Annotated in this window: 18 protein-coding genes; 9 read left to right on the forward strand and 9 right to left on the reverse strand. The window is 68.0% G+C overall.

Features of this window, described 5'->3' with window-relative positions:
- The first annotated feature begins 131 nt into the window (after positions 1 to 131).
- From ACN27C_RS05395 to ACN27C_RS05425, 7 genes are read left to right on the forward strand one after another with little or no spacing between them, the layout of a single operon-like run.
- Positions 132 to 572 carry a DUF4254 domain-containing protein gene (locus ACN27C_RS05395; RefSeq protein WP_422750620.1) on the forward strand — a complete coding sequence of 147 codons (441 nt, stop codon included), beginning with the start codon at positions 132 to 134 and terminating at the stop codon, positions 570 to 572.
- Entirely contained in the window at positions 569 to 2,476 is a 1,908-nt protein-coding gene (locus tag ACN27C_RS05400) for a hypothetical protein (RefSeq protein ID WP_422750621.1), read from the forward strand. Before ACN27C_RS05395 ends, ACN27C_RS05400 begins: the two co-directional genes overlap by 4 nt.
- Positions 2,473 to 3,027: a phosphoribosyltransferase gene (locus tag ACN27C_RS05405; RefSeq protein ID WP_260027012.1), complete on the forward strand. Its 555-nt coding sequence runs from the start codon at positions 2,473 to 2,475 to the stop codon at positions 3,025 to 3,027. The genes ACN27C_RS05400 and ACN27C_RS05405 overlap by 4 nt, the downstream gene beginning before the upstream one ends.
- Positions 3,024 to 4,100 (forward strand): glycosyltransferase family 9 protein, encoded by a 1,077-nt coding sequence (locus tag ACN27C_RS05410; RefSeq protein WP_422750622.1) that lies wholly within the window; start codon positions 3,024 to 3,026, stop codon positions 4,098 to 4,100. The genes ACN27C_RS05405 and ACN27C_RS05410 overlap by 4 nt, the downstream gene beginning before the upstream one ends.
- On the forward strand, positions 4,097 to 5,236 hold the full coding sequence (locus ACN27C_RS05415; protein WP_422750623.1) for a hypothetical protein: 1,140 nt from the start codon (positions 4,097 to 4,099) through the stop codon (positions 5,234 to 5,236). Before ACN27C_RS05410 ends, ACN27C_RS05415 begins: the two co-directional genes overlap by 4 nt.
- A complete protein-coding gene (locus ACN27C_RS05420; protein WP_422750624.1) occupies positions 5,233 to 5,979 on the forward strand; it encodes an SDR family NAD(P)-dependent oxidoreductase in 747 nt (248 codons plus the stop codon). Before ACN27C_RS05415 ends, ACN27C_RS05420 begins: the two co-directional genes overlap by 4 nt.
- Positions 5,976 to 6,563 (forward strand): histidine phosphatase family protein, encoded by a 588-nt coding sequence (locus tag ACN27C_RS05425; RefSeq protein WP_422750625.1) that lies wholly within the window; start codon positions 5,976 to 5,978, stop codon positions 6,561 to 6,563. Before ACN27C_RS05420 ends, ACN27C_RS05425 begins: the two co-directional genes overlap by 4 nt.
- On the opposite strand, the gene ACN27C_RS05430 is transcribed toward ACN27C_RS05425, so the two are convergent.
- The 7 genes from ACN27C_RS05430 to ACN27C_RS05460 form a co-directional block, all read right to left on the reverse strand.
- Positions 6,546 to 6,992, reverse strand: a complete 447-nt coding sequence (locus ACN27C_RS05430) for an NUDIX hydrolase (RefSeq protein WP_422750626.1) — start codon at positions 6,990 to 6,992, stop codon at positions 6,546 to 6,548. The genes ACN27C_RS05425 and ACN27C_RS05430 overlap by 18 nt on opposite strands.
- A 215-nt stretch (positions 6,993 to 7,207) precedes the next feature.
- Positions 7,208 to 7,924: a M48 family metallopeptidase gene (locus ACN27C_RS05435; RefSeq protein ID WP_422750627.1), complete on the reverse strand. Its 717-nt coding sequence runs from the start codon at positions 7,922 to 7,924 to the stop codon at positions 7,208 to 7,210.
- A complete protein-coding gene (locus tag ACN27C_RS05440; RefSeq protein ID WP_422750628.1) occupies positions 7,921 to 11,181 on the reverse strand; it encodes a type I restriction endonuclease subunit R in 3,261 nt (1,086 codons plus the stop codon). Before ACN27C_RS05440 ends, ACN27C_RS05435 begins: the two co-directional genes overlap by 4 nt.
- Positions 11,182 to 11,185: 4 nt before the next feature.
- Positions 11,186 to 12,373, reverse strand: a complete 1,188-nt coding sequence (locus ACN27C_RS05445; RefSeq protein ID WP_422750629.1) for a restriction endonuclease subunit S — start codon at positions 12,371 to 12,373, stop codon at positions 11,186 to 11,188.
- Positions 12,374 to 12,461: 88 nt separating this feature from the next.
- Positions 12,462 to 14,861, reverse strand: coding sequence for an N-6 DNA methylase (locus tag ACN27C_RS05450; RefSeq protein ID WP_422750630.1), 2,400 nt, complete (start codon positions 14,859 to 14,861; stop codon positions 12,462 to 12,464).
- A gap of 224 nt (positions 14,862 to 15,085) precedes the next feature.
- Positions 15,086 to 15,856: a hypothetical protein gene (locus tag ACN27C_RS05455; RefSeq protein ID WP_422750631.1), complete on the reverse strand. Its 771-nt coding sequence runs from the start codon at positions 15,854 to 15,856 to the stop codon at positions 15,086 to 15,088.
- The gene (locus tag ACN27C_RS05460; RefSeq protein WP_422750632.1) at positions 15,846 to 16,895 is read right to left on the reverse strand and encodes a ComEC/Rec2 family competence protein; all 1,050 of its coding nucleotides are present in this window, start codon (positions 16,893 to 16,895) and stop codon (positions 15,846 to 15,848) included. The genes ACN27C_RS05455 and ACN27C_RS05460 overlap by 11 nt, the downstream gene beginning before the upstream one ends.
- Positions 16,896 to 17,156: 261 nt before the next feature.
- Between ACN27C_RS05460 and ACN27C_RS05465 the strand changes: the two genes are divergently transcribed.
- Together ACN27C_RS05465 and ACN27C_RS05470 are read left to right on the forward strand one after the other, a co-directional pair.
- Positions 17,157 to 18,002 (forward strand): hypothetical protein, encoded by an 846-nt coding sequence (locus ACN27C_RS05465; protein WP_422750633.1) that lies wholly within the window; start codon positions 17,157 to 17,159, stop codon positions 18,000 to 18,002.
- A gap of 36 nt (positions 18,003 to 18,038) precedes the next feature.
- Positions 18,039 to 19,622 (forward strand): DUF4139 domain-containing protein, encoded by a 1,584-nt coding sequence (locus tag ACN27C_RS05470; RefSeq protein ID WP_422750634.1) that lies wholly within the window; start codon positions 18,039 to 18,041, stop codon positions 19,620 to 19,622.
- A 49-nt stretch (positions 19,623 to 19,671) separates the two neighbouring features.
- On the opposite strand, the gene ACN27C_RS05475 is transcribed toward ACN27C_RS05470, so the two are convergent.
- Together ACN27C_RS05475 and ACN27C_RS05480 are read right to left on the reverse strand one after the other, a co-directional pair.
- Complete coding sequence (locus ACN27C_RS05475) at positions 19,672 to 19,941, reverse strand: GlsB/YeaQ/YmgE family stress response membrane protein (protein WP_073825816.1); 270 nt, start codon at positions 19,939 to 19,941, stop codon at positions 19,672 to 19,674.
- Between the two features lie 111 nt (positions 19,942 to 20,052).
- The gene (locus ACN27C_RS05480; protein WP_422751577.1) at positions 20,053 to 21,039 is read right to left on the reverse strand and encodes an ion transporter; all 987 of its coding nucleotides are present in this window, start codon (positions 21,037 to 21,039) and stop codon (positions 20,053 to 20,055) included.
- Between the last annotated feature and the right edge of the window lie 67 nt (positions 21,040 to 21,106).

The raw sequence follows: 21,106 nt of genomic DNA on the forward strand, positions 1-21,106 counted from the left end.
CAATGCCCCTCCGTTCCGTCGGTGGCCCACCACTCGCCCCCGACCCGCAGCGCTGTCCACCGCTGCCCAGCTCAGAACTGATCACCAGTACGTTCGGCGGCCCTCCGCGGGTTCTGCCAGAGGTCTGGGCGGTGCCCCTCCACGTGGCGTCCCGGCTCGCCTCGCACCACCGCGAACAATGGGCGGCGGAGACAATCTCCCGCGACCCGGCCGCTGACGACCACGTGGTCGCTGCTGCCAAGAGATCGATCGATCGTCTCAACGCCACTCGCGTCGCTCTCATCGGGGAGATCGACTCTTGGGTTGAGCATGTGATCCGGCCTCCGGACGGGACACCGTTGCATACCGAGACGATCGGCTCCGTGATCGACCGCCTGGCCATCGCGTGGGTTCGGTGGAGGCGATTCTCGGAGACCGCCCAACTGGACCCGAGCGAAGTCAAACCGTCGTTGGCGCTCCAGCAGCTCACCGAACTCACCGAAGCCTTCGACACCCTCGTGCTCGACATCCATGAAGGTCGCCGCCGCATTCCTCAGTGGCGCACACTCAAGAGCTATCGGGAGCCGCGATGAGGATTGCCGTCACCCTCAACGGCGCCGACAACGTTGGCAAGACCACGAACGCCCGTTGGCTGGCGTCGGCGATGCCGGATGTCGAGTTCACCGGGACAGTTGATCGGTGGGACCGGCGATGGGCCGAGGTGTCGCGACGAGACTTCAGTCAGTGGTGGTTCGTCGACAGCACCACCGACGAACACATCGACCTCGTCTTCAGCTCCCACGCCGCGCGGTGTACCGGTGGCGGCCCCTTGGCTTTGGAGGACCGCGGTTGGCCGATGCTGGTGGCAACCTGCGCCGCGACAGCGGCGGTCAAGGACGGCATATCCGCCGCCGAGGCGCTCGCCCACGTTGAGGCCAGAGTACGTCGCTATGCCCCCGCGCCGCGCCGTGAGCTGCACCTGCTGCTGCGCCACAGCGACCAGCCGGTAGCCGAGGCGCACCATGCCGTGGCACGCGAGCCTGTGCCGACCACCGAACGCTACGTCGAGTACCAGCGGCGACTGGCCGAGGCGATCGACCTTCAAGTCGACGGCGGGGAGTACCAGGCCATCGTGGTGCGCGGGCACCGCCCACTCCTCGACGTTCAGCGCGAAATCCGCCAAGTCTTGACGCAACTCGACGTGCCCGTCGTTCCGCTGCCGCCAGACCGGATCCAGCGCCTGTGGGTGCTCGCTGGTATGTCCGAGAGCGGCAAGAGCACGGTCGGCGAGCTGCTCCGCACGGAGCACACAGCCATCCGGCTGAAGATCGGCTACCTCATGCAGCTCGCCGCCGATCGGCTCGGGGTGGCCGATGCGTATCGCGAATGGGACGAGCTGACCCAGGCGCAGATGATCACGGAGGAGATCCTTCGATTCGCCGCGCTGAACCCGGGCTCGCACCGGATCAGCCTGGAGAGCGCGCACCGCTTCGACGCCACAGCACATCTCCGCAGGATCTGGGGGGAGCGCTGCGAAATTGTGTTCCTCCGCCTTCCGGACGGGCTCCGCACGCAGCGCGCCACCGAGGCCATGGAGTCGCTCGCTGCCCGCGACGCGATCAAGCGAAGCCGGGGCGCAGACCGCATCGCGTCGATCGCCGACACGGTCATCGACAACGGACGCAGCCTGGCCGCGCTGAAGAGGGCGGTCACGGAAGTTGTCCACCGCAGGTCCGGGGCCAGGGTTCCACCGCGTGCGGACACGGCCATCCCGGAGGCGCTGCAAGCGGTACTCGCGGACTGCGTCGCCAGGCTGACCGATTCTGAGACCGCGCTCGTCGCCGCCACAGGGAGCCTCGCCCATCAGGGTTGGCAGCCGGGATGGAGCGACCTCGACCTCCTTGTCGTACGCGACACGCTGCCGCTGCACTGGCTCCAGACCAGGCTTGTACCCCAGAGCGGACCGGCGGGGGAGAAGATCGCACTGTCGTCGTTCACCACCCGGGAGATGCTCGCCGGGTTGGTCCCGCCCCGAGTACTGCACGCGGTGCGGCAGATAGCCCGCGATGGCTGCGGCTTGCTTTACCGCCGAAGCGACCTCGTACTCAACGCCTTCGACGCACCAGCCGACGACCGCGCCTCCCGCAGCGAGCTGCCGCTCGTGGCGATGGTGTTGCGGCGACTCGCCGCGAACCCTGAGCCCGATGTCCGCGCTGTCTATAAGCACGTCGTGCTGATCATGAAGATCATTCTGCGGGCCGACGGGGTGGACCTCGACGCCAGCGAGGAGGTCCGTCTCGCCTTCATCACCAGCCATCCGGACGCCGACATCGACCTCCCGGCGGTGGCCGAGGTCAGTGGCGACCGGTGGCGACAGAACGAAACCCTTCCCCATCGGGTCTGCGGAGCTGCCGCCAAGATCCTCGCCTACCACGACGTGCTCGGCTGCTCGGTCGCGTCCAACACGCGCCAGACGGAAGGATCAGATCTTCGATGACCACCGCCTTTGACGAGGTTTTGCACGCCGATCGGGTGACCCGGCTCGGGGTAGGCGATACCACTCGTCCGATCCGCGTCGTCCACGGCCTTGATGGCATCCGCACCGACGTGGCCGCGGAACAGGTCCTGGCGACGGGACGCAGCTTGTGGAAGCGGTGGTGTGAGCACCCGGCGTACCGGCCGCACGATCTTCTCCTGGGCCTGGACGCCGGCGGCATCGTGCCGACGATCGCGGTGGCCTGGGCCAGTGGTAGCCAGTATCGGCTCGCCTGGAAAGTCAACCTCGACCTACCCGGGAAGCTCGTGTTCCACGAGCCGCATGCCCGGCGTCTTGAGGTCTTCGCCTACGGCGACTTCGAAGGGCTGCGCGTCCTCATCGTGGACGACGAGATCACCACCGGACTCACTCTGGCCAATCTCGTCGAGGCGCTTCGCGCGGCCGGCGCCGACATCACCGGCGCGCTCTGCCTCGTCGAAGACACCGCCGGCGAGGGCCGACAGCTACTCGAGCGCAACGGGGTCCCGCTGTGCGTACTGACCACGCTGTGACCCTCGTCGAGGAACCGGTGTGCCACCGCGGCGGACGGTACGTCGTCCGACGTGAACAGGCGCCGCTCGGCCGGCTCCTGTCGTATCGCCGGGCCAACGGAGAGACCCCACCCCGGCGGGCACTCCTCGACGCGGTTCGTGAGACCGGGTGGCGCGTCGACTTCGGCTCTCGCGGACTCGGCGACCTGCTGCTCGGCCTCGCCATGGCACAGGCACTTCACGACGCCACACACGATCAGTTCGGAGCCCTGGAGTACGCCGGCAGCCGAGCGGACCTGATCGCCCGGTGCACCCTTCCAGTCACGGTCACGGGCGGCGACGGGCACCAACTGTGCACGCACGGCAGCGACGACGCCGTGAAATTCGACGCGGTCCCGGAATCGCCTCCAACGCTGCTCGACCTCATCGAAGCCGACATTGTCGAGGTCCATGCTGCGCTGCCGATGCGCTACTACCTCGACGTCGAGCAAGCCCTCGGCGTCAGGCTTCCCGCATCCGCTGACCCGTCCCCCAGGTTCCGGTCGTCGGTCGCAGCGCCGAAGCCACTCCACGTGGTCTTCGTTGCCACGACGAGTCGCCCCGACCGCAAGGACTACGGCATCGACAACTTCGGCGCCATCGCCGAACACCTGTCGGCCCGCTACTCGGGCGCCTGGCGCTTCAGCATGGTGACGTCACCGGGCCACCAGCCTCCGGCATCCGTAGGGCAGATTGAGGTACTTCACGGACTAACGGCGGTCGAGTGCGTTGACCTGTTCGCTGCCGCCGAGCTGGTCATTGGCAACGACACCGGCCTGACCCATCTCGCTGCGCTCACCATCCGAGCGGACGGCACCCAGCCGCATGTGGTCGGCCTCTACGGACGGCACGGCTACGCCAAGTGGATCACCGGATCAGCAGGCCACCACGCGGTGGCCACCCCGTTCTCGCACCTGATGTCGGTCGCCGACGCGTGTCCCGTGCGGGACCGCTACGACGACACCCTCTGGTCCACCGCGAGCGACCTTCGCGCCATCCCCGCCAAGGTCATAGCCGACTTCGCGGGGCAGTGCGCGGGCTGGTGGACTCGATGATCCGCGTCGGCCGCTACCGCCGCTTTACGATGAACCGCACCTTCCACCTCGACATCGGCACACACCGCCTCTTCGCCAAGGTGAACCCGAACCCCGTGGAGGCCGCCGCCGAAGCCGCCGGGTACCAACGCATCCGTCACTACTACCGGCTACCGAGGCTGCATTCCCAGCACCGCGTCGGGCACTGGACCCTCACCCTCTACGACCGCCACCAACCCGATCTTCCGGACACCGGCCTGCTCCTCGACGCTCTCACGTCCACCGGCCCCGGCAGCGCGGCCAACCTCGACCGCGGGCTCGACGCGATCCTCCAGCACTACCGCCGAACCATCGACGCGACCATCTGCCGAGTCCCCGCCTCACGCGCCAACAGCAAGCTCTACCGCCACCGGGCCCAGCCTGGCGGCAGGCTGGACCACTACTACGGCCACAACCCGATCGTGCTCAAACACGCCGACGCCGACGCCGACGGTCTCCGGCCCTCCGACCTGCGGGAGACCACCCTCATGGTCAACGGACAGCCCCGACGGCTCGACCTTCCTGCCCTCGTCAGCGAGCTACGCGACGCCTTCCACCCGGACGAGCAGGTCTGGGCCGCGATGACCCAGGGCGACCCCACCGACTTCAACATCGGCCTCGACGCCGACAACCAGCCCGTCTGGTTCGACTACGACACCGCAGGCCTCAATGCCCTCCCCGGCGAGATCGCCTGCTTCCTCTGGTACCAGAGACTGCACGGCGCCTGGCTCGTCCCGCACTACAACCCCGACGCCTACGCCGATCACAGGAAGGCACTCGCCGACGCTGTCGAACCCGCCGTACGGCTCAAGAGGCTCTCTCACCGAGCCGTCGGCATCGACTACCAGCACCAACCATCGCCGGCCCGGCAGCAAGCCATCACCCGATACCTCACGACGCTCGCCCGGCCGCTCGCACTCTCCGCCGCCACCGACCTACTCACCTGGATACGCCCATACCTCGCCATGCGGATCCTCGCCGTCTACCCACTACAGCTCCTGGAACCCCGCGACGCCGCTCTGTCGCTGGGCCTACTCGCAGACCTCTACGCACCCGACGCCGACCTGGAGCAGATCCTCGGACTCACCACTCAGACGCCAGCGGAGCCGCCCTCATGAGCCGCCCCATCGCCGTCATCACCGGAGCAGGCACCGGCATCGGAGCGGCCATCGCCGCCCGGCTGTCCGCCGACTTCGACCTCGTCCTGACCCACCGTCACGACGACACCAACCTCGCCGCGGTCGTCGAGGCCGCCCGCCGCCACGGCGCACAGACCCACACCGTCACCGGCGACCTGACCGCCGCTGACACCCAGACCGCACTCCGCGCCACCGTCGAGCAACACGCCACCCAACTCGCCGTCCTGATCAGCAACGCCGGCGCGTACCCCCGCATCCCGTGGAGTCGGACAGACCTCAACGTCCTTCGCGACCAGCTCGAACTCAACCTCGTCACGCACGCCGCCTCGATCCGCGCCGCCACACCAGTCTTCATCGCCAACGACTACGGCCGAATCATCGTCGTCTCCTCAGTCATGACCCAGCTCGGACGCGTCGACCTCGCCGGCTACATCGCCGCGAAAAGCGGCCTAGAGGGACTCGTCCGCGCGCTCGCCCGCGAACTCGGCCCCCACAACATCACCGTCAACACCGTGCGGCCCGGCTCGATCGAGGTCCCCGCAGAACACAGCGTCGTACCCGATCACCAAGCCATGGTCCGACGCCAGCTCGACCGACAGTGCATCAAACGACGGGGTCAACCCTCGGACGTCGCCGCCGCCATCGCCTTCCTGGCCACCCCGGAAGCGGGATTCATCACCGGCCAAGCGATCAACGTCGACGGCGGCTGGCACCTGTCATGACGACCCTCTGGGTCCGCCACGGAACCAGCCTCGACGGAATCACCCGCCCCCACGCCCATGCCCGCCCCGACACGCCCCTCAGCGCGCGCGGCGCGGCACAGATCGCCGCCACCGCCCACGCACTTCGTGACCGCGGTGTCCAGCCCGCAATCGTGTTGACCAGCCCGCATCCGCGCGCCGCCACGAGCGCGGAGATCCTGGCTGCGCTGCTCGGCGTGCCGCTCGCCGCTCCCAACCCGCTGTACGCCGAGTGGCGCGCCCCCGACTGCGTCCTCGGCAAAGGACCGGACGACTACCCAGCCGAGTACCGGACCTGGCGCACGGACCGGCTCCGCGACCCGGACTCGGCCCTGGCCGGCGGCGAGAGCCTTACAGCGCTTTACGAACGGGCAACGGCTGCCTCGGCGATCCTCGGACACGCGGGTGAAGGGTCCACAGCATTGATCGTCTCGCACCGAATGCTCATCGGCGCGGTCGCAGCGATCACCGCCGGAGCGAGCCGCCCCCAGGACGTGTTCCAAGCCGCGCGCCGCTTCACGCTCGCACCGGCAGGGATCTGGCCCGCCTTAGCTGAACTCCGATAGCAAGGCATCGGCGTTCGCAAGGATGAACTCCTTCAGGGCCTCAGGCTTCAGGTCCACCTCAGGAAGGCGGTCGACGGCCACCCGGTCCAGGGCATAGCCACCACGGCCCGGATCAGTGAACTCCGCACCCGTACGAGCGCTCTCGTCTACCCGGGTAAGCCGGCAGGAGACAAAGTGCTGTACGGACACTCCCTCGCTCGACGGCGAGCTGAACAAGAACACCTGGCTAAGCCGCTCTGCCTCCGCGCCCAACTCCTCTCGCAGCTCGCGGCGCAGTGCTGCATCGAGGGATGCGTCCGTCGGTTCAAGGCCGCCACCGGGCGCAGTCCAGTAAGGGGCTTGGCCAGGCTTCGTCCTTTTGATCAACACGAGATGGTCACGATCGTCCCACAGGATCGCCCGCACAGACCGACGCACGACCTCACGCATGTCGACCCCAATCAGCAGTTGCCGGAGACGTGGGAAAGTCGAAGTTACACCGTGACATCGTGCGAGCACAAAATGCCTAGTTGCGTTCCGCAAGCGTGACCTGGTCTCGACAGGTGCGGGCCGAGCGGCCCAACTCAGCGAGGGTCGGATAGGTCCCGTGCGATGGCCATGGTTACAGATGGCAGTGCCTCTCGCCAGGTAGTGCACGCCGAACGTCAGCCCATCCACAGCCGGGCGCCGGCACCGAAGAGGTCAGACTTGCGGCGTTCGTAGTCGGGCAAAGCCCGTTCCACCGTCGCCCAGAACGCGGGCGTGTGCTGCGCGTGCGCCACATGCGCGAGCTCGTGCACCAGCACGTAGTCGATTAGCGACGGCGGTAGTTGCAGTGTTGCCCAGTGGATGTTGAGCCGGCCATTGGCGCTTAGGGACCCCCAACGGTAGCCGAGGTCCCGCACGTCGAGCCCGGTCGGGACCAGCCCCATCCGGTCGGTCCACGGGCGGATCCGGCCGGGCAACCAGTGCCGGCCCCGGGCGCGGTACCAGCGGACCAGCCACGCGCCCGGGTCTGGACCGACCGCCGCTGTGCGGGGTAGCAGCAGCCGGCCGCGTTCCATCCGCACCTCGTCGGTGTCGGTGACCAGCAAGCGGTGGCTGCGGCCCAGGTAGGCGAACCCTTCCCCGCTGACGAACTCCTTCGCTGGTCGGGCGGAAAGCAGCAGGTCCTTCTCGGCCAGCTTGCGGTACACCCACATCCGCTTGGAGTACGCCCACGCGGCCAACGCGTCGGGCGGGCACCCGGTAGGGGCCTGCAAATACAGCGACCCGTCCCGATCGACGGTGATGCCGACGGTGGCGCGGCGCGGCGACTCGCGGACCGCGAAGTGGAGGTCACCGATGAGCATTGTGTCGGGTAGCGCCTCGGTAACGCTCACGGCGACGACGCCAGCCGGTGGTGGTTGTGCTTGGCCAGTTCCAGCAGTCGGTCAGCGAGCGGTCGCAGCATGGCGTACTTGAACAGGTCACTGCCGTCCTCCAGCCGGGTGTCGTCCAGTCGCGCGATGATCGCCCGGCGGAGCTGTTCGCGCTTGTGCGGATTGTCCCAGAAGCCGACCAGGCGTATGTCGTCGCGGATGAGGTGTACGACGTCGATGGTGGCCTGCCGCAGCGGTCCGGCCGCCGCAGCGGTGACTGGCCGGCCATGTTCGGCCAGTGCTTCGGCGATGAGGTCGTGGAACGGGGCCTCTGTGCGCGGGTCGAGCCCGTCGGTGTGCTCGGTCCGCCCGGCTGTCACCACCGGCAGGAAGTCGGCCAGCGCCAGCGCGAGCTGCTCCCACTGATCCCGCAGCTCGGTGAGGATCTGCTCCAGGTGTTCGGAAAGCCGCTGGTAGTGGGCCGGGTCGCCGTCCATGTGCTCGCTGATGTGGTGCCGGATGGCATGCTCCATCTCCGATGCCTTGGCGCGCGGGCTGGTCAGCCCGCTGACCTTCTCGGCGTAGTCGGCGGCTGTGATGGAGATCGGCGGAATCTTCTGCTCGATGCCCAGGGCGTGGACATGCGCGTCGATCAGCGCGCGGACCTTCTCCCCGTACACGCGGACGTCGAACAGCGTGTGGTCGCGGTAGCGGCGGCGGGCTAGGTGCGCAATGGCGCCGAATGCCTTGCCGTCCGCTACGTACGGCAGCGCCTTCTCCGACGGCAGCACGATCTCCAGGCTGCGGGTGAACATCTTGAGCGCGGCCTCGAACCGCGCCCGCAGCCGCTCGTCGGCCAACGCCTCTACGCAGGCGTCCTGTGCGGCGACGGTGCTGAAGTCCCGAATGCCCGCGAATAGCTGCCGGACGGCGGCATGTGCGGCGGCCAGCCGCGGCACCTCGTCGTCGAGGCTGGTCAGCGCGCCCTCGATGTCGTCCGGGGCGTAGGCCTCCAGCGCCTGCGCCAGGTGCTGCGCGACGCCGTAGTAGTCCACCACGTACCCGACGCTCTTGCCGGGGGCGGTGCGGTTGACCCGGGCGATGGCCTGGAGCAGGTCGGCCTCGCGAACCGCCTTGTCCAGATAGAGCACCTGCTCGCGGGGCGCGTCGAACCCGGTCAGCAGCATCGCGTTGACGATCAGCATGGCGACCGGGCTGGCCTGCTCGGCCGGCACGCCCGGCATCAGCAGCTTCCTGGCCTTGAAGTCTTCGACGACCTGTTCGTAGCCGCTGGTCCAGGCGGCCAGGTCGGCCGGGTCGTTCTGTCTACCGGAGATCACCGGGATGAAGTCCAGCGCGGCGATGACTTCGCGGTACCGCCACGCCCGTACCAACGTAGCCCGCTTTGCCGGCAGCCGGTCGACCCGGGCCAGTGCCTCGGGCTCCCGCCACACCGGGTCCAGGGTGTCCAGCTCGGCCACCAGCTCGTCGCGGGCGGCCAGCAGCGCGGTGCGGTACCGGACGGTGGCCCGCCGGCTGCTGGCCACGACCTGGGCCTTGAACCCGTTGGGCAGTACGACGTCCACGTAGTGGCGCAGCATGTTGCGCGCCTTGGCGGCGATGAGCTGCTTTGCCTCGTTGACGTGCGCCTTGGTGGCGTACCGCTGCTTGAGCTGCTCGGTCTGCTCAGGGCTGAGCCCATAGAGGTCGATGAACTCGTCGATGTCGTCGGCGTCGGCCACCCCGCCGCGGGTGGTGCGGCCCTCGTACACGATCGGCACCGTGGCACCGTCGGTCTCCGACTGGCGGATGTCGTACCGGTCCAGGTAGTCACCGAAGATCGCGTGGGTTTTCTTCTTGGCGCCCATGATGATCGGTGTGCCGGTGAAGCCGACTCGCGCGGCGTTGGGCAGGGCCGTGCGCAGCGCGGCATGCAGCGCGCTTGCGTGCGACCGGTGGGCCTCGTCCACCAGCACCAGCACCTCGGGCGACGGGTCCAACTCGCCGATGGTCTTCAACGCCGCGTCGTCGTTCTTGCGCGCCTCTGGGTTCCGGTACTTCTGGATCATCACGAAGACCAGCGCCTTCCCCTGAGTAGCAAGGGACTGCTTGGCCTGCGCGACGCTCTTGGCCGTGAGCACCGTCTCGCCGGTCAGCTCGGCCGTGTCCGCGAGCTGCTTCTGCAGGTCGCGCCGGTCGGTGACCACGACGACCTTGAACCCAACCAGCGCCGGCTGCGAGCGCATCGCCCGCACCAGGAACACCATGGTCAAGCTCTTGCCCGAGCCCTGGGTGTGCCAGATGATCCCGCCCCGCCGATCATGCGAGCCGTCCTGGGCCCGGGTCTGCCCGCTGACGAGCCGGTCGATGGTCCCCCGCACGGCCCGATACTGCTGGTATCGCGCGACCACCTTGATCTTCCGGTCCTCCGGCTGCATGAACAGCGTGAAGTGCCGCACCAGATCCAGCAGCCGGGCCGGGTGCAGCATCCCCGCGACCAAACGCTGCTGCGACGACAACCGTGCTACGCCGAGGTCGTCCTGGACGTCTTCTTCGGGTACGGGCGCCGTGGTTTTCCACTCCGCATAGTGCTCGGCTAGCGAGGTGAACGTGCCCACCTTCGCCTCGTCGAAGGAGGTGGCGACGACGAACTGGTTGGTGTGGAACAGCCGTTCGCTGCCTTCCGGCTCTACCGAGCCGCGCTGGTTGGCGTACCGGCGCAGCTGCTCAATGGCCGCGTTGGTGGGTGCCAGCACGGTCGGGGACTTGGCCTCGACCACTACCAGCGGGATGCCGTTGACGAAGAGCACGGCGTCCGGATAGATCGCGGTACGCCCGCCCGGCGGGTCGACCCGGAACTGGTTGACCACCAGGAACTCGTTGCGGGCCAGCGGGTCGGTGCTGCTCCAGTCGATGAAGTGGACCGTGCGGTCCCGGCCGCCGTCCCAGCCCGGCACGCCCTCGACAGTGACGCCGCGCAACAGCTTCTCGGTCAGCTCCTCGTTGATCTCTAGTAGCGAGGTGGCCTGTGGCCGGGTGAGCTGAGAGAGCACCTGGCTGATTCGGCCGTCGTCGAGCCACTCGTTGCCGTCGTCATCCAGGTTGATCCGCCGCAACGCGGCCCGAAGCCGGTCAAGGAGCAGCACGTCCCGGTAGCTCTCCCGCCCGGTCGCACCGGGCGGAAGAGCCTTGCTGCTCTCGATGTGCCGCCAGCCCATCCGGGCGAGCTGTTCGACGAGCGGGCGCTCCACCCGCTCGTACTCCGACTTCAACCCCACCCTGCTACGCCCCCTCCGCGGTTACCCGCACCCGCCCTGTCAACAGGTCTTCCATCAGTCCTTTCTTGAGGCTACGCAGCTTGTCCAACTCCTCGACGAGGCGATGCGTTTGGTTGTCGTGACTATCAAGTGCAGAGATGATGAAATCCTGCACATCCAGAGGGGGTGTGGGGAGGCTGATCTGGCGGTAATCCCGGAGCGTAATCTTTGGACGCGTAACTCCACCGGTGATCGCACCTACTTGTCGCCCAACGAGGTCAGAGTTCAGAATGAGACTCAGCCAGCGAGAACGAACGACCTCCGGATTTGGCCTGATCCGGATTACGTCGGCCGTGATAATCCCGTCAGGCATATCCTCTGGATAGACTGCGGCAACACCGGGAGGAAGGCCCATCTTAGTAGCAACCACATCGCCAGGAATGACAACATGGGGAGCGAGTTCGCGGAACTTTCCGCTCGACAGCCATACGTTGCTGACCCATTTAAAGGCATCGGGCCGAATGTCCCTAACAAAGACCACTGGGGCGCCGCTAGAACGGTAGTCTCGGGCGGTAAGGTTGCTGCCAAAGGGGCCAATTACGGTACTGCCTGGCGCTGGGGACGCGACATCAGCAACAGTGCTGAACTTGCTGCCGCGCACCTTCAGCGTATCGGCGTCCTTGCGGAAGTGGCCGTTAGCCGAATATTGCTCGAACTTTCGGGATTCGCTAGTCCAGCGCGACAGGAAGTCCTGGACTAGGGCAGACTTAACGTTCCTCACCTTATCGATCAGGTGCTCGGTGGAGCGGATTGACCCATCCACAGAGTCCAAGATCTCCGCGATCCGCCGCTGTTCCGCGAGTGAGAACGCGGGAACTCTGAAGTGATCGAAGAACTGCGAAGGAACGCGGCGTTGCCCCGCCGATCCCGTCATCATTGCTTCGGCGCGTTTCCGGAGGCGCGTCGCCTGGCACCACTGTGCGATGAAGCGGGCATCGGTATGTGGGCGGGCTCGGAGGACGTGGAACTCGGTGCTGCCGAAACCAAAGCCTCCGTGGAGGCCGTCGACCAGGGCGCCCTTGCCGTTCTCCATGCATGGTGTGATCTTGGCAAAGAGTACGTCGCCGTCGCGGAAGGTGGTATACCCTGCCGCCTTGGTGGTCGGTCGCGTTGAGGTACGTATCAGCCGCGCGCTTTCGGACACATCTTCCATGCCAACGAACGAGCATTCCGTGGCAGGCGGGAGCGAGGTCCCCGGGTTCACCTCTGCGAGAGCTGAGATCGGGACGTGACGGATATCGTCAGGCATAGCCCAGTTCCTTGAGATAAGTGGTGAGCCGGACGTTGGCGGCGTCGCGTTCGGACTCGATGTAGGCCAGCGAAACGGCGTACTTGTCCCACCAGTTCTCTAGTGCGGCGATCATTTGGCCCCGGTGGGCAGTCACGTAGCCGTCCAGGTGGGCCGCCAGGTCTTCCTGCCAGATGCTCATCACTAGGCCTTGATCCTGCGCGCCACTTAGCGCCGCCCGCGCCCGGTCCAGCGTGGCGATGAACTGGGCCCTTAGCTCCCGCTGCCGCTTGCGGACGTTGGTCAGCTCCGCTTTGAGGCGCTTCAGCTCCGCCGGGCTGACCGCCTCCTCGGCATCCTGATCCGCCGATTCGTCGTCCTCGCTGGCCGGCGCGGTGACCCGCTTGATTCGGGCGTCCAGGTCGGCGCGCTGTGCCTCGACGGCGGCCAGTTCCTCCAGGTACTCGGGCACCAACTTTGGCACCACCCGGTGATCAAGCGGGTCGGTCCTCGACCGCTCGTCTTCCAGTGCGGTACCGATCGTGGTGACCCAACCGTCCACCACACCGCCGAAGCCGTGCGCGGCCAGGGTCTGAAGGTCGTATTGATTGGCATCCCACCAACGCACGACCACCCCGGCTATTTGGAACCTGTCCAGCAGCCCTACCGGTAGCAGAGCGGTGGTGAACGACTCGATCAGCTCCGTACGCACGGCCATCAGCCGCTTCGTGGCCGGTAGGTCGATGACCAGCTTGCGGTGCCCGTCCCACCACTCCCGCTGGGCGGCGGCCAGCGCCGCCTCGCGGTCGCGTACCCCGGCATGGTTATTGACCAGCGCGGCGAGTGCCCTGCGGTCGACGCCCGGGGCGAAGTCGACGTAGGCGTCGCTCCGGTCGACGAACACGGCGTCGGTGGTGAAGCCGTGCGCAGCGAATAGGTCCGCCTTGTCGGCGACCTCGGCCTTCGGCACGCCGCCGTGCAGGTGGGCGCGCACGTCATGCGGCTCCTGCGGCGGGGCGTTGTCGGCGTACCGGCGGATGTTGAGATTGTCGTCGTTCTCCCGCAGCTCCGCGCGGGTCACCACCCGGGCGTAGCCGGCGATGTCCGTGAACGCCTCGTACGCATACAAGATTTTCTCGATGTGCTCGGGCAGCAGGTAGTTCTGTGCGCGGCCCGTGGCGTACTCGTGGTCGGCGTTAATGAACAGCACCCGGCCGACCCGGTCTGGCGGCTTCGAGCCCGGCGCGCGGAGCACCAGCACGCAGGCGGGGATGCCTGTGCCATAAAACAGGTTCGGGGCCAAGCCGATGACGGCCTCGATGATGTCGTCGTTTAGGAGGTTGGTGCGGATGTCCCGCTCGGCGCCGCCGCGGAACAGTACGCCGTGCGGCATGACGGTGGCTGCGACGCCGTTGGCCCTGAGCACGGCGACCATGTGTTGGACGAACATCAGGTCAGCCTTCTTGGCGCCCTCCGGTGCCCAGCCCCAGCGAAAGCGGTTGCTGTGCCGCATGCCGTCGCTGGAGTAGTTTAGCGAGAACGGCGGGTTGGACAGCACCCGGTCGAAAAGGTCGAGTTGGCCGCCGTGGGCGTGGCGCGGGTTAGCCAGCGTGTCGTCGTTCTCGATCTTCGCGTCGGGGATGCCGTGCAACAGCAAATTCATCTTCGAGATCGACCAGACACTGCCCGCATTCTCCTGCCCGGCCAGCAGCAGGTTGCGCGGACTACCGCCGTGCTCCTCGACGAACTCCTTTGCGTGGATCAGCATGCCGCCTGAGCCCGAGCAGGGGTCGTACACGCTCATACCCTCGGCCGGCTTGACCAGCCGGACCATCATCCGGACCACGGCGCGCGGGGTGTAGAACTCGCCGCCCTTCTTCCCGGCCGAGTCCGCGAACTCCTTGATCAGATACTCGTACGCAGCGCCCAGCAGGTCCGGGAACTCGAAGTCTTCGGTGCGCAGCCGGTACTTGCTGAAGTGCGCGATCAGGTCGCGCAACCTTTTGTCCGGAATGCGGGAGTTGCCAACCTGCCGGTTAAAGTCGATGTGCTGGACGACTCCCTCCAGCGAATCCGGGTTAGCGTCCTCAAGGGCAGACAAGGCCTTGTTGATGCCGTCGCCCACGTTGTCGTGCAGCCGCTGGAGGTGGCCCCACCGGCCGTTCTTCGGGACGAAGAATGCCTCCCGGTACGACTCCGGCTGCTCGGCGCGGTGCGCGGCCTCCTGCGAGCCCCGATCGGCGTAGCGGGCCAAGACCCGTTCCCGCTCGGCGTCGAACATGTCCGACGCCCGCTTGAGGAACAGCATCCCGAAGATGTACTCCTTGAACTCCGAGGCATCCATCTTGCCCCGCAGGATGTCCGCCGCCGCGAACAGATGCCGCTCCAACTGCGGCAACGTCAACTTCCGCACCCGCTCCACCCTCTACGCTCGCCCATGGTCGTGCAACCGCCCAGCCTAGGCCCGCGCAAGCCACCTCCCTTAGGCGGATCACCCCGCGTCGCGCGTGTCCTCAGGGCCGATCGTGACAGTTCGTGTGAAATCTGGTGACGCAGGATGCGCCTGGTGACTGGTGCAGGTGCCGGGTCAATCGCAGGGAGCCGGCGACAGGAGACGTCCTTCCTCGCGAAGCGCTGTTACTCCCCTAAGAGGCTCGTTGCCTGGTCTGCGCTTGAGTTTTGCTCGTTTGAAGCCGGCCCGGGTGGTAGGTCCAGGGCTTCGAAAAGCCGCTCGGCGTACGTCTCGGCGGCCTGGCGCACCCACGCGGGACGGATGAAGAAGAGCCAGGCGGCGGCGAGGCTCAAGTGCAGTCCGCCGACCACAACGAGCGGGCTCGTCAGCCCGTCGCGCAAGTAGATGACAGCGTCGGCCGCAGCGGAGGCCGTGAGCACGCCGAGCGCGAGCGGTTTGATGCCAAGCAGATTGCGGGCGAAGCCGTAGGCGGCGTTTTCGTGATCAATGAGGGGAAACTGGCCAGGTCGCGAACGCACATGGGTGATCAGGCAGCGGGTTGCTGCGATGTAGGCTTCGTCTGCCTTTTGGGGGTTGGCGGCTTCTTGCCGACGGGTGGGTAGCGGAGCGCCAAACAGCGCTTCCAAGGCATGTCGACGCCGTTGCAACATGACGCTGTTCTGAGCCGCGCGAAATCGGAGCAGCTTGGTCGTGGGCATGCCGTCCCACTTTACAATCAAGCGTTGCTGCGTGCGTTGGCCGAGTACGCGCACGATGTTGCTGGCGAGGAACAATGTTCCTGCGCTCAACAAGATCGGGCTCAGCGCTACGAGCGGTTTGTTGTTCGTGAGTAGCGCCGAGATCAGTGCGACGGGTAGCACGGCGAGCATCGCTGGATAGATGCGAGCCCGCCGGCTGTAGGAGTCAAAGCCGCTGACCGCCTCACTAAGCTTCATCGTCGTCCTCGACCAGCGCCGGGAGTGGCTGCAAGGTTCCCCAGCCCGGACGCGCCAGCGTTCCCGAATTATGGCAGATGGCTTTCCCCTCGGTGGCTCCCACAAAGCAACCCCGACGCGTCAGGGCGTTGACCACCTTCGGTGAGGGATGCTTTGGAGCCGCCTTGGCGGAGCTGATGAAGGCGATCGTCGAGGACGCGTGCGGCGAGTTCGGCATGCCAAGGACACGGTTCAGGAGGGTCGGCCCCAGGTTGCGCTTGCTGCCATGGTGCGGTGCTTGCATAAAGGACAGTGGGGATGCCGCAAAAGACCCATATGTGTTCTCGTACTGATCGGCGGCGGCCGTCATCGCGGGGATGCCGGCGTCTCCGGTGAACAACATCCGCTGTCCGTCCAGAGTCAGCAACGTGATCACCGAGGAGTTGTTCCGGTGGCTGGTCTCGCCATCGTCGGTCAGCGTCTCCACCGGTAGCCAGTCGACTGCTCGTTCGAGGAGGTTGACCCCTCGCTGCCACCAGCCCCTGGCGGCCGTCGCCGACGCGGCCAAGTGCTTGGCTTCCCACAACTGCTGCGCCAGCAGGTCCTCGTAGTAGCTGGCCGTCGGCCCCAGCACCGTCAGCTGGCCACCGAACCGTGACTCTCCGGTGAAGGGCTCGCTCACCATCACATCGCGAGCTTTGGCCGTGTCGAGGAGTTCGTCCAGGGCCTCGAGGTTGCTGAAGTCAGACACGTCACGGACGTGCGCGCGGGGCTGGTGGACCATCAGCTCCCGCACTTCGAGGGCTTCCACGACGCCTGCCAGCCCATTCAGGTGATCCGCATCAGGATGGGTGGAGATCATCAGGTCCACCACGTTCGTGCGGTAGTACTCCCTGATGTGGCCGACGAGCGAGTCGGCGGTGTCTTTAAAGCCGCCGTCGATCACTACAACGGCCTGCCGCTGCTCGGCGTGCACCGTGAAATTGATCGCGATGGCGTCGCCACTCTTGCCGCCGTCCTGGTCCCGGTTCTCCACCGGCAGAAAGTCCACCTCGAACATTGGTCTCTCCATCACACGAAACGCGTCGTACACATGATCGAACCTCGCTGAACTGTACGCCTCGGCCCTCATGGACGTCGGCCATTGTGAGAGACATCTTCTGCTCGTCACCTGTCAGACCCGTCGCTCGTTGGCCATTGAGGTGGGATCGGCTGGCTTCTTACGCTACTTGACTACGGTGAAGAGCCAGTCCGCCCGCGGTCTGGACACGTTGCGCGGCCTCCTGTCACCCATGCACTCACCGAGCGAGAAGGGGCAACGATGAACGGAGACCAGCTGCGCGAGGCGCTTCGCGACGAGATGCTCAGCGTCACCGCGCCACCGCAACCGAGCACGGACGGCATGCTTCGGACCGCCCGGCGGGCCCGCACCAAGCGCCGAGCCGTCCGGGCCTGCGCCGGATCGGCGACTGCGGTACTCGCCGTCGCGGGCGTCGCGGGTGTCGTGGCGCTCTCCACCCCGGACGGCGGCGACCGGCGCCCCCCGGCCGCGCTGCCCCAGGCCGCCCCGCCGCCGTCGTCGGACGGCAGCGCCGAGCCGATGCCCACCGGGCCCGACGGCCTGCCGCAGGAGGACCGCACCGCGCGGGCGGGCACCCGGTACGACCAGGCCGCACTGCTGCTCGACCGGCTCGTCACAGTGGTGCCCGACGGGTACACCGCCGAGAAGACCGTCTCCACCGGAACCGGAAAGGAGACGCTGGGGACGCACGAGGCGAACTTCAGCGGACGGGCAGACGGCGTCGAGTTGTGGAGCTACATGGCCTCGGTCGACGTGACGAAGGGGACGTGGAAGGGACGCCTGCTCACCGAGGTGCACACACCGGGGAACCTGCTGCCGAGCGAACCGTGCGACCTGGCGCGTGAGTTCTGGGGCATGGGAGGCGAGTGCCAGCCGATGACCGTCGGCGACGCGACTGTGGGTGTGGTGGTCCGGCCCGGCTCGGACGACCGGTTCGACCAGTGGGCCGCCTACCGGCATCCCGACGGCGTGGTCGTCTTCGTCGCGCAGGGCGCGTACGACCGGCAGGCGCCCGCGTCCCCGCTGCCGTTCACCGCGCCCCAACTGGCGGCGCTCGCCGTCGACGAACGGCTGCACCTTCGGTAGCCCCGCCGCGGGCGCGCCTGAACTACCCTCGCCGCCGTGGACACTGTGGAGATCGATGCGCCGGTCGTCGGCGTGACCGTCTACCCGGACCGCGCCCGGGTCACCCGCCGCGGCGGCGTCCGGCTGGCCGCCGGCGACCATCGGGTACGCGTCGCCCCGCTCCCGCTGGGCCTGCGGCGGGACTCGATCCGGGTGGGTGGCCGGGGAGCGGTGACGGTGCTCGGGGTGGACGTGAGCGCGTGGCGGCAGGCCCGTAGCACCGACGCCCAGGTCGTCGAGCTGGAACGGCGGCGCCGCGAGCTGGCTGACGAGCTGGCCGAGGCCGGTGACACCGACGCGGTCGAGGAACAGCGCGGCGAGTTCCTCACCCGGCTGGCCGAGCGCGCCGGTGGCACGTACGCCCGGGCGCTGGCCGCCGGTGACGCGGCCCCGGCCGACGTCGCGGCCTTCACCGACTCGGTGTCCGGTCAGCTCGCCGAGTCCCGGGCCCGGCGGCGCGGGCTGGCCCGGCGGCGCACCGAGCTGGCCGAGGAACTGGCCGCCGTCGACCGGGAGCTGGACGCGGCGCGCGGCAAGCGGGAGCCGGACCGGCTGGCCGCCGAGGTGTCCGTCTCGGTGGACGCCGACGACACCGAGGTGGAGCTGGAGCTGACGTACCTGGTGGACGGCGCCCGCTGGACGCCCTCCTACGACCTGCGGCTGGTCGAGGACACCATGACCGTCACCTGGTTCGGGCTGGTCAGCCAGGGCACCGGGGAGGACTGGCCGGAGTGCGAACTCCAGCTCTCCACCGCCCGTCCGGCGGCGGCGAGCGGCGTACCCGAATTGTCGCCCTGGTACCTCGACCGGTTCCGGCCGGAGCCGCCGACGGCCGTGTCGGCCGCGTCGTTCGGCGGCATGGTGCCGCCCCCGGCGCCCGGCGCGGCGCCGGCGGGCCGTCCCCGGGCGGCGCGGGCCCCGGCACCGGCGGTGCGGGAGAGCGTCGCCGAGGTGGAGCAGGGCATGACGGCGGCTACCTACCGCCCCGCCCGGCCGGTGGCGGTGCCCGCCGACGGCAGCGCGCACCGGGTCACCATCGCGGTGCTGGAGCTGCCGGCCCGGCTGGACCACGTGAGCGTGCCGGTGCGCGCCGCCGAGGCGCACCTGCGGGCCACGGTCCGCAACACGTCGGACCACACACTGCTGCCCGGCCCGGCGTCGGTCTTCCACGGCGCCGACTTCGTGGCGGCGACGCGGCTGAAGACCTGGGCTCCGGGCGAGGAGACGGAGCTGGCGCTCGGGATCGACGACCGGGTACGGGTGGAGCGGAAGCTGTCCCGGCGCACCGAGAGCAAGGCCACGCTCGGGTCGACACGGCGGCGGGAGGTGGAGTACCGGATCACTGTCGCGAACCACACGCCCCGCCCGGCCACCGTCGAGGTGCGGGACCAGCTGCCGGTCTCCCGGGACGAGTCCGTGGTGGTACGCGAGACCGCGCTCACGCCGCCCCCGGCCGAGCGTACGGAGCTGGGCGAGCTGACCTGGCGGTTGTCGCTGGCGCCGGGTGAGAGCGGCGAGATCGCGCTGGGCTTCCGGGTGGAGCTGGCGAAGGGCGTCGAACTGACCGGCTGGCGGGAATGACACGACGGGGCCGCTTCCGCACGTCGCGGAAGCGGCCCCGGCGGGTGCCTCAGACGCGGCGGCGGCCGTAGAGGCCGGCGAAGACGGCGACACCGATGGCGGCGAAGCCCACCTGGAGCGCCAGCTCGATCCAGTCGATGCCGGGGGTGTCGTCGACGCCGAACGCGCCGGCCACCAGCGTGCCGACGAACGCGGCGACCACACCGATGAGCAGGGTCAGCCAGATCGGGATGTTCTGCTTGCCCGGCACCACCAGGCGCCCGAGCGCACCGATGACGAGGCCGATGATGAGCGCGGTGAAGAAGCCCGTGATCTCCACGAGAGGCGTCCCTTCCCTCGGATGTGTTGACGCCTGGCTGGTTGCCCCGATCAACCACTCGGCCAAACCCGGGAACCGCTTTCGTCACGGAACTGTCATGACCGTCCCTGATCAGTGATCCGAGGGCTGCCGGCGGCGCGGCGCGCCGGGCGGCTCCTCCCTGTCGATGCGCAGTTCCCGCTCCAGCTCCGCGATCACCATGCGCAGGTCGTCCAGACGCTGGCTGATCGCGATCCGGTCCAACTCGTCCGGTATCCCGTCCCCGTCGGAGTCGTAGTCGGACGCCAGCCCCTCGGTCATCTCCAGCCGCCGCGCCTCCTCCATGGAGTTGACGATGACGGCGATGAGGATGTTCAGCAGGAGGTTCACCGCGATCATCACGAAGCTGACGTAGTAGAGCAGCGTCCACGGCGACACCTCCAGCCCTTGCTCCAGCAGGTCCGGCAGCGTCTCCAGGGACAGCAGCACGAACAGCGTGACGAGCGAACGGCCGATGTCGCCGTACTGCTCCGGATAGCGGTCGCCGAAGATCAGCCAGCCCGCCATGCCGTACACGTAGAGCGTGACGGCGGCGAGCGCGAGAAAACCCGCGACGCCGGGCAGGCTGCGCCACAGCGCCGCGACGATGGTCCGCAGGCCGGGCGAGAAGCGGACCAGGCGCAGCACCCGGGCGACCCGGATGAACCGCAGCACCGCGGAGTCGCCGTGCAGACCCGGGATGAATATGGCGGCGGTGACCAGCAGGTCGAAGACGTTCCAGCCGTGCCGGAAGAAGTCCTGCGGGCGGCGGCCGTACGCGAGCACCCGGATGGTGATCTCCACGACGAAGACCGCCCGGAACATCCACTCCGTCCACCGCAGCACCGGCCCGGCGGCGCCGAGATCCTGGTACGTCTCGATGCCCAGCACGACCCCGTTGGCCATGATGAGCACCACGATGGCCACCTCGAACGGCCGGGACGCGACGATCCGGGCACAGTGGCCGGCCAGCCCGCGCTTGCCGGTGGCGGTCCGGCGCCCGCCGCGCGGTGCCGGAACCGTGTCCCCGATCAGCGTTCCCCTCCGGAGCGCCGGAACCGGACGACGCGCGCACGACAGGGGGTAGCCACCCGGACACTTTAGTGGATCACCGACGGCGAACTGCTGCCGCCGAGGCGCGCCCGGC

The organism is Micromonospora sp. WMMD1219, from assembly GCF_049315215.1.
Taxonomy (GTDB): domain Bacteria; phylum Actinomycetota; class Actinomycetes; order Mycobacteriales; family Micromonosporaceae; genus Micromonospora; species Micromonospora tulbaghiae.

What these genes read in the sequence shown, in the direction of transcription:
- ACN27C_RS05460 (WP_422750632.1), bottom strand. Translation starts at nt 16,895, where the DNA reads ATGTTCGAGGTGGACTTTCTGCCGGTGGAGAACCGGGACCAGGACGGC.
- ACN27C_RS05425 (WP_422750625.1), top strand. Translation starts at nt 5,976, where the DNA reads ATGACGACCCTCTGGGTCCGCCACGGAACCAGCCTCGACGGAATCACC.
- ACN27C_RS05405 (WP_260027012.1), top strand. Translation starts at nt 2,473, where the DNA reads ATGACCACCGCCTTTGACGAGGTTTTGCACGCCGATCGGGTGACCCGG.
- ACN27C_RS05415 (WP_422750623.1), top strand. Translation starts at nt 4,097, where the DNA reads ATGATCCGCGTCGGCCGCTACCGCCGCTTTACGATGAACCGCACCTTC.
- ACN27C_RS05445 (WP_422750629.1), bottom strand. Translation starts at nt 12,373, where the DNA reads ATGGAAGATGTGTCCGAAAGCGCGCGGCTGATACGTACCTCAACGCGA.
- ACN27C_RS05400 (WP_422750621.1), top strand. Translation starts at nt 569, where the DNA reads ATGAGGATTGCCGTCACCCTCAACGGCGCCGACAACGTTGGCAAGACC.
- ACN27C_RS05455 (WP_422750631.1), bottom strand. Translation starts at nt 15,856, where the DNA reads ATGAAGCTTAGTGAGGCGGTCAGCGGCTTTGACTCCTACAGCCGGCGG.
- ACN27C_RS05430 (WP_422750626.1), bottom strand. Translation starts at nt 6,992, where the DNA reads ATGCGTGAGGTCGTGCGTCGGTCTGTGCGGGCGATCCTGTGGGACGAT.
- ACN27C_RS05420 (WP_422750624.1), top strand. Translation starts at nt 5,233, where the DNA reads ATGAGCCGCCCCATCGCCGTCATCACCGGAGCAGGCACCGGCATCGGA.
- ACN27C_RS05465 (WP_422750633.1), top strand. Translation starts at nt 17,157, where the DNA reads ATGAACGGAGACCAGCTGCGCGAGGCGCTTCGCGACGAGATGCTCAGC.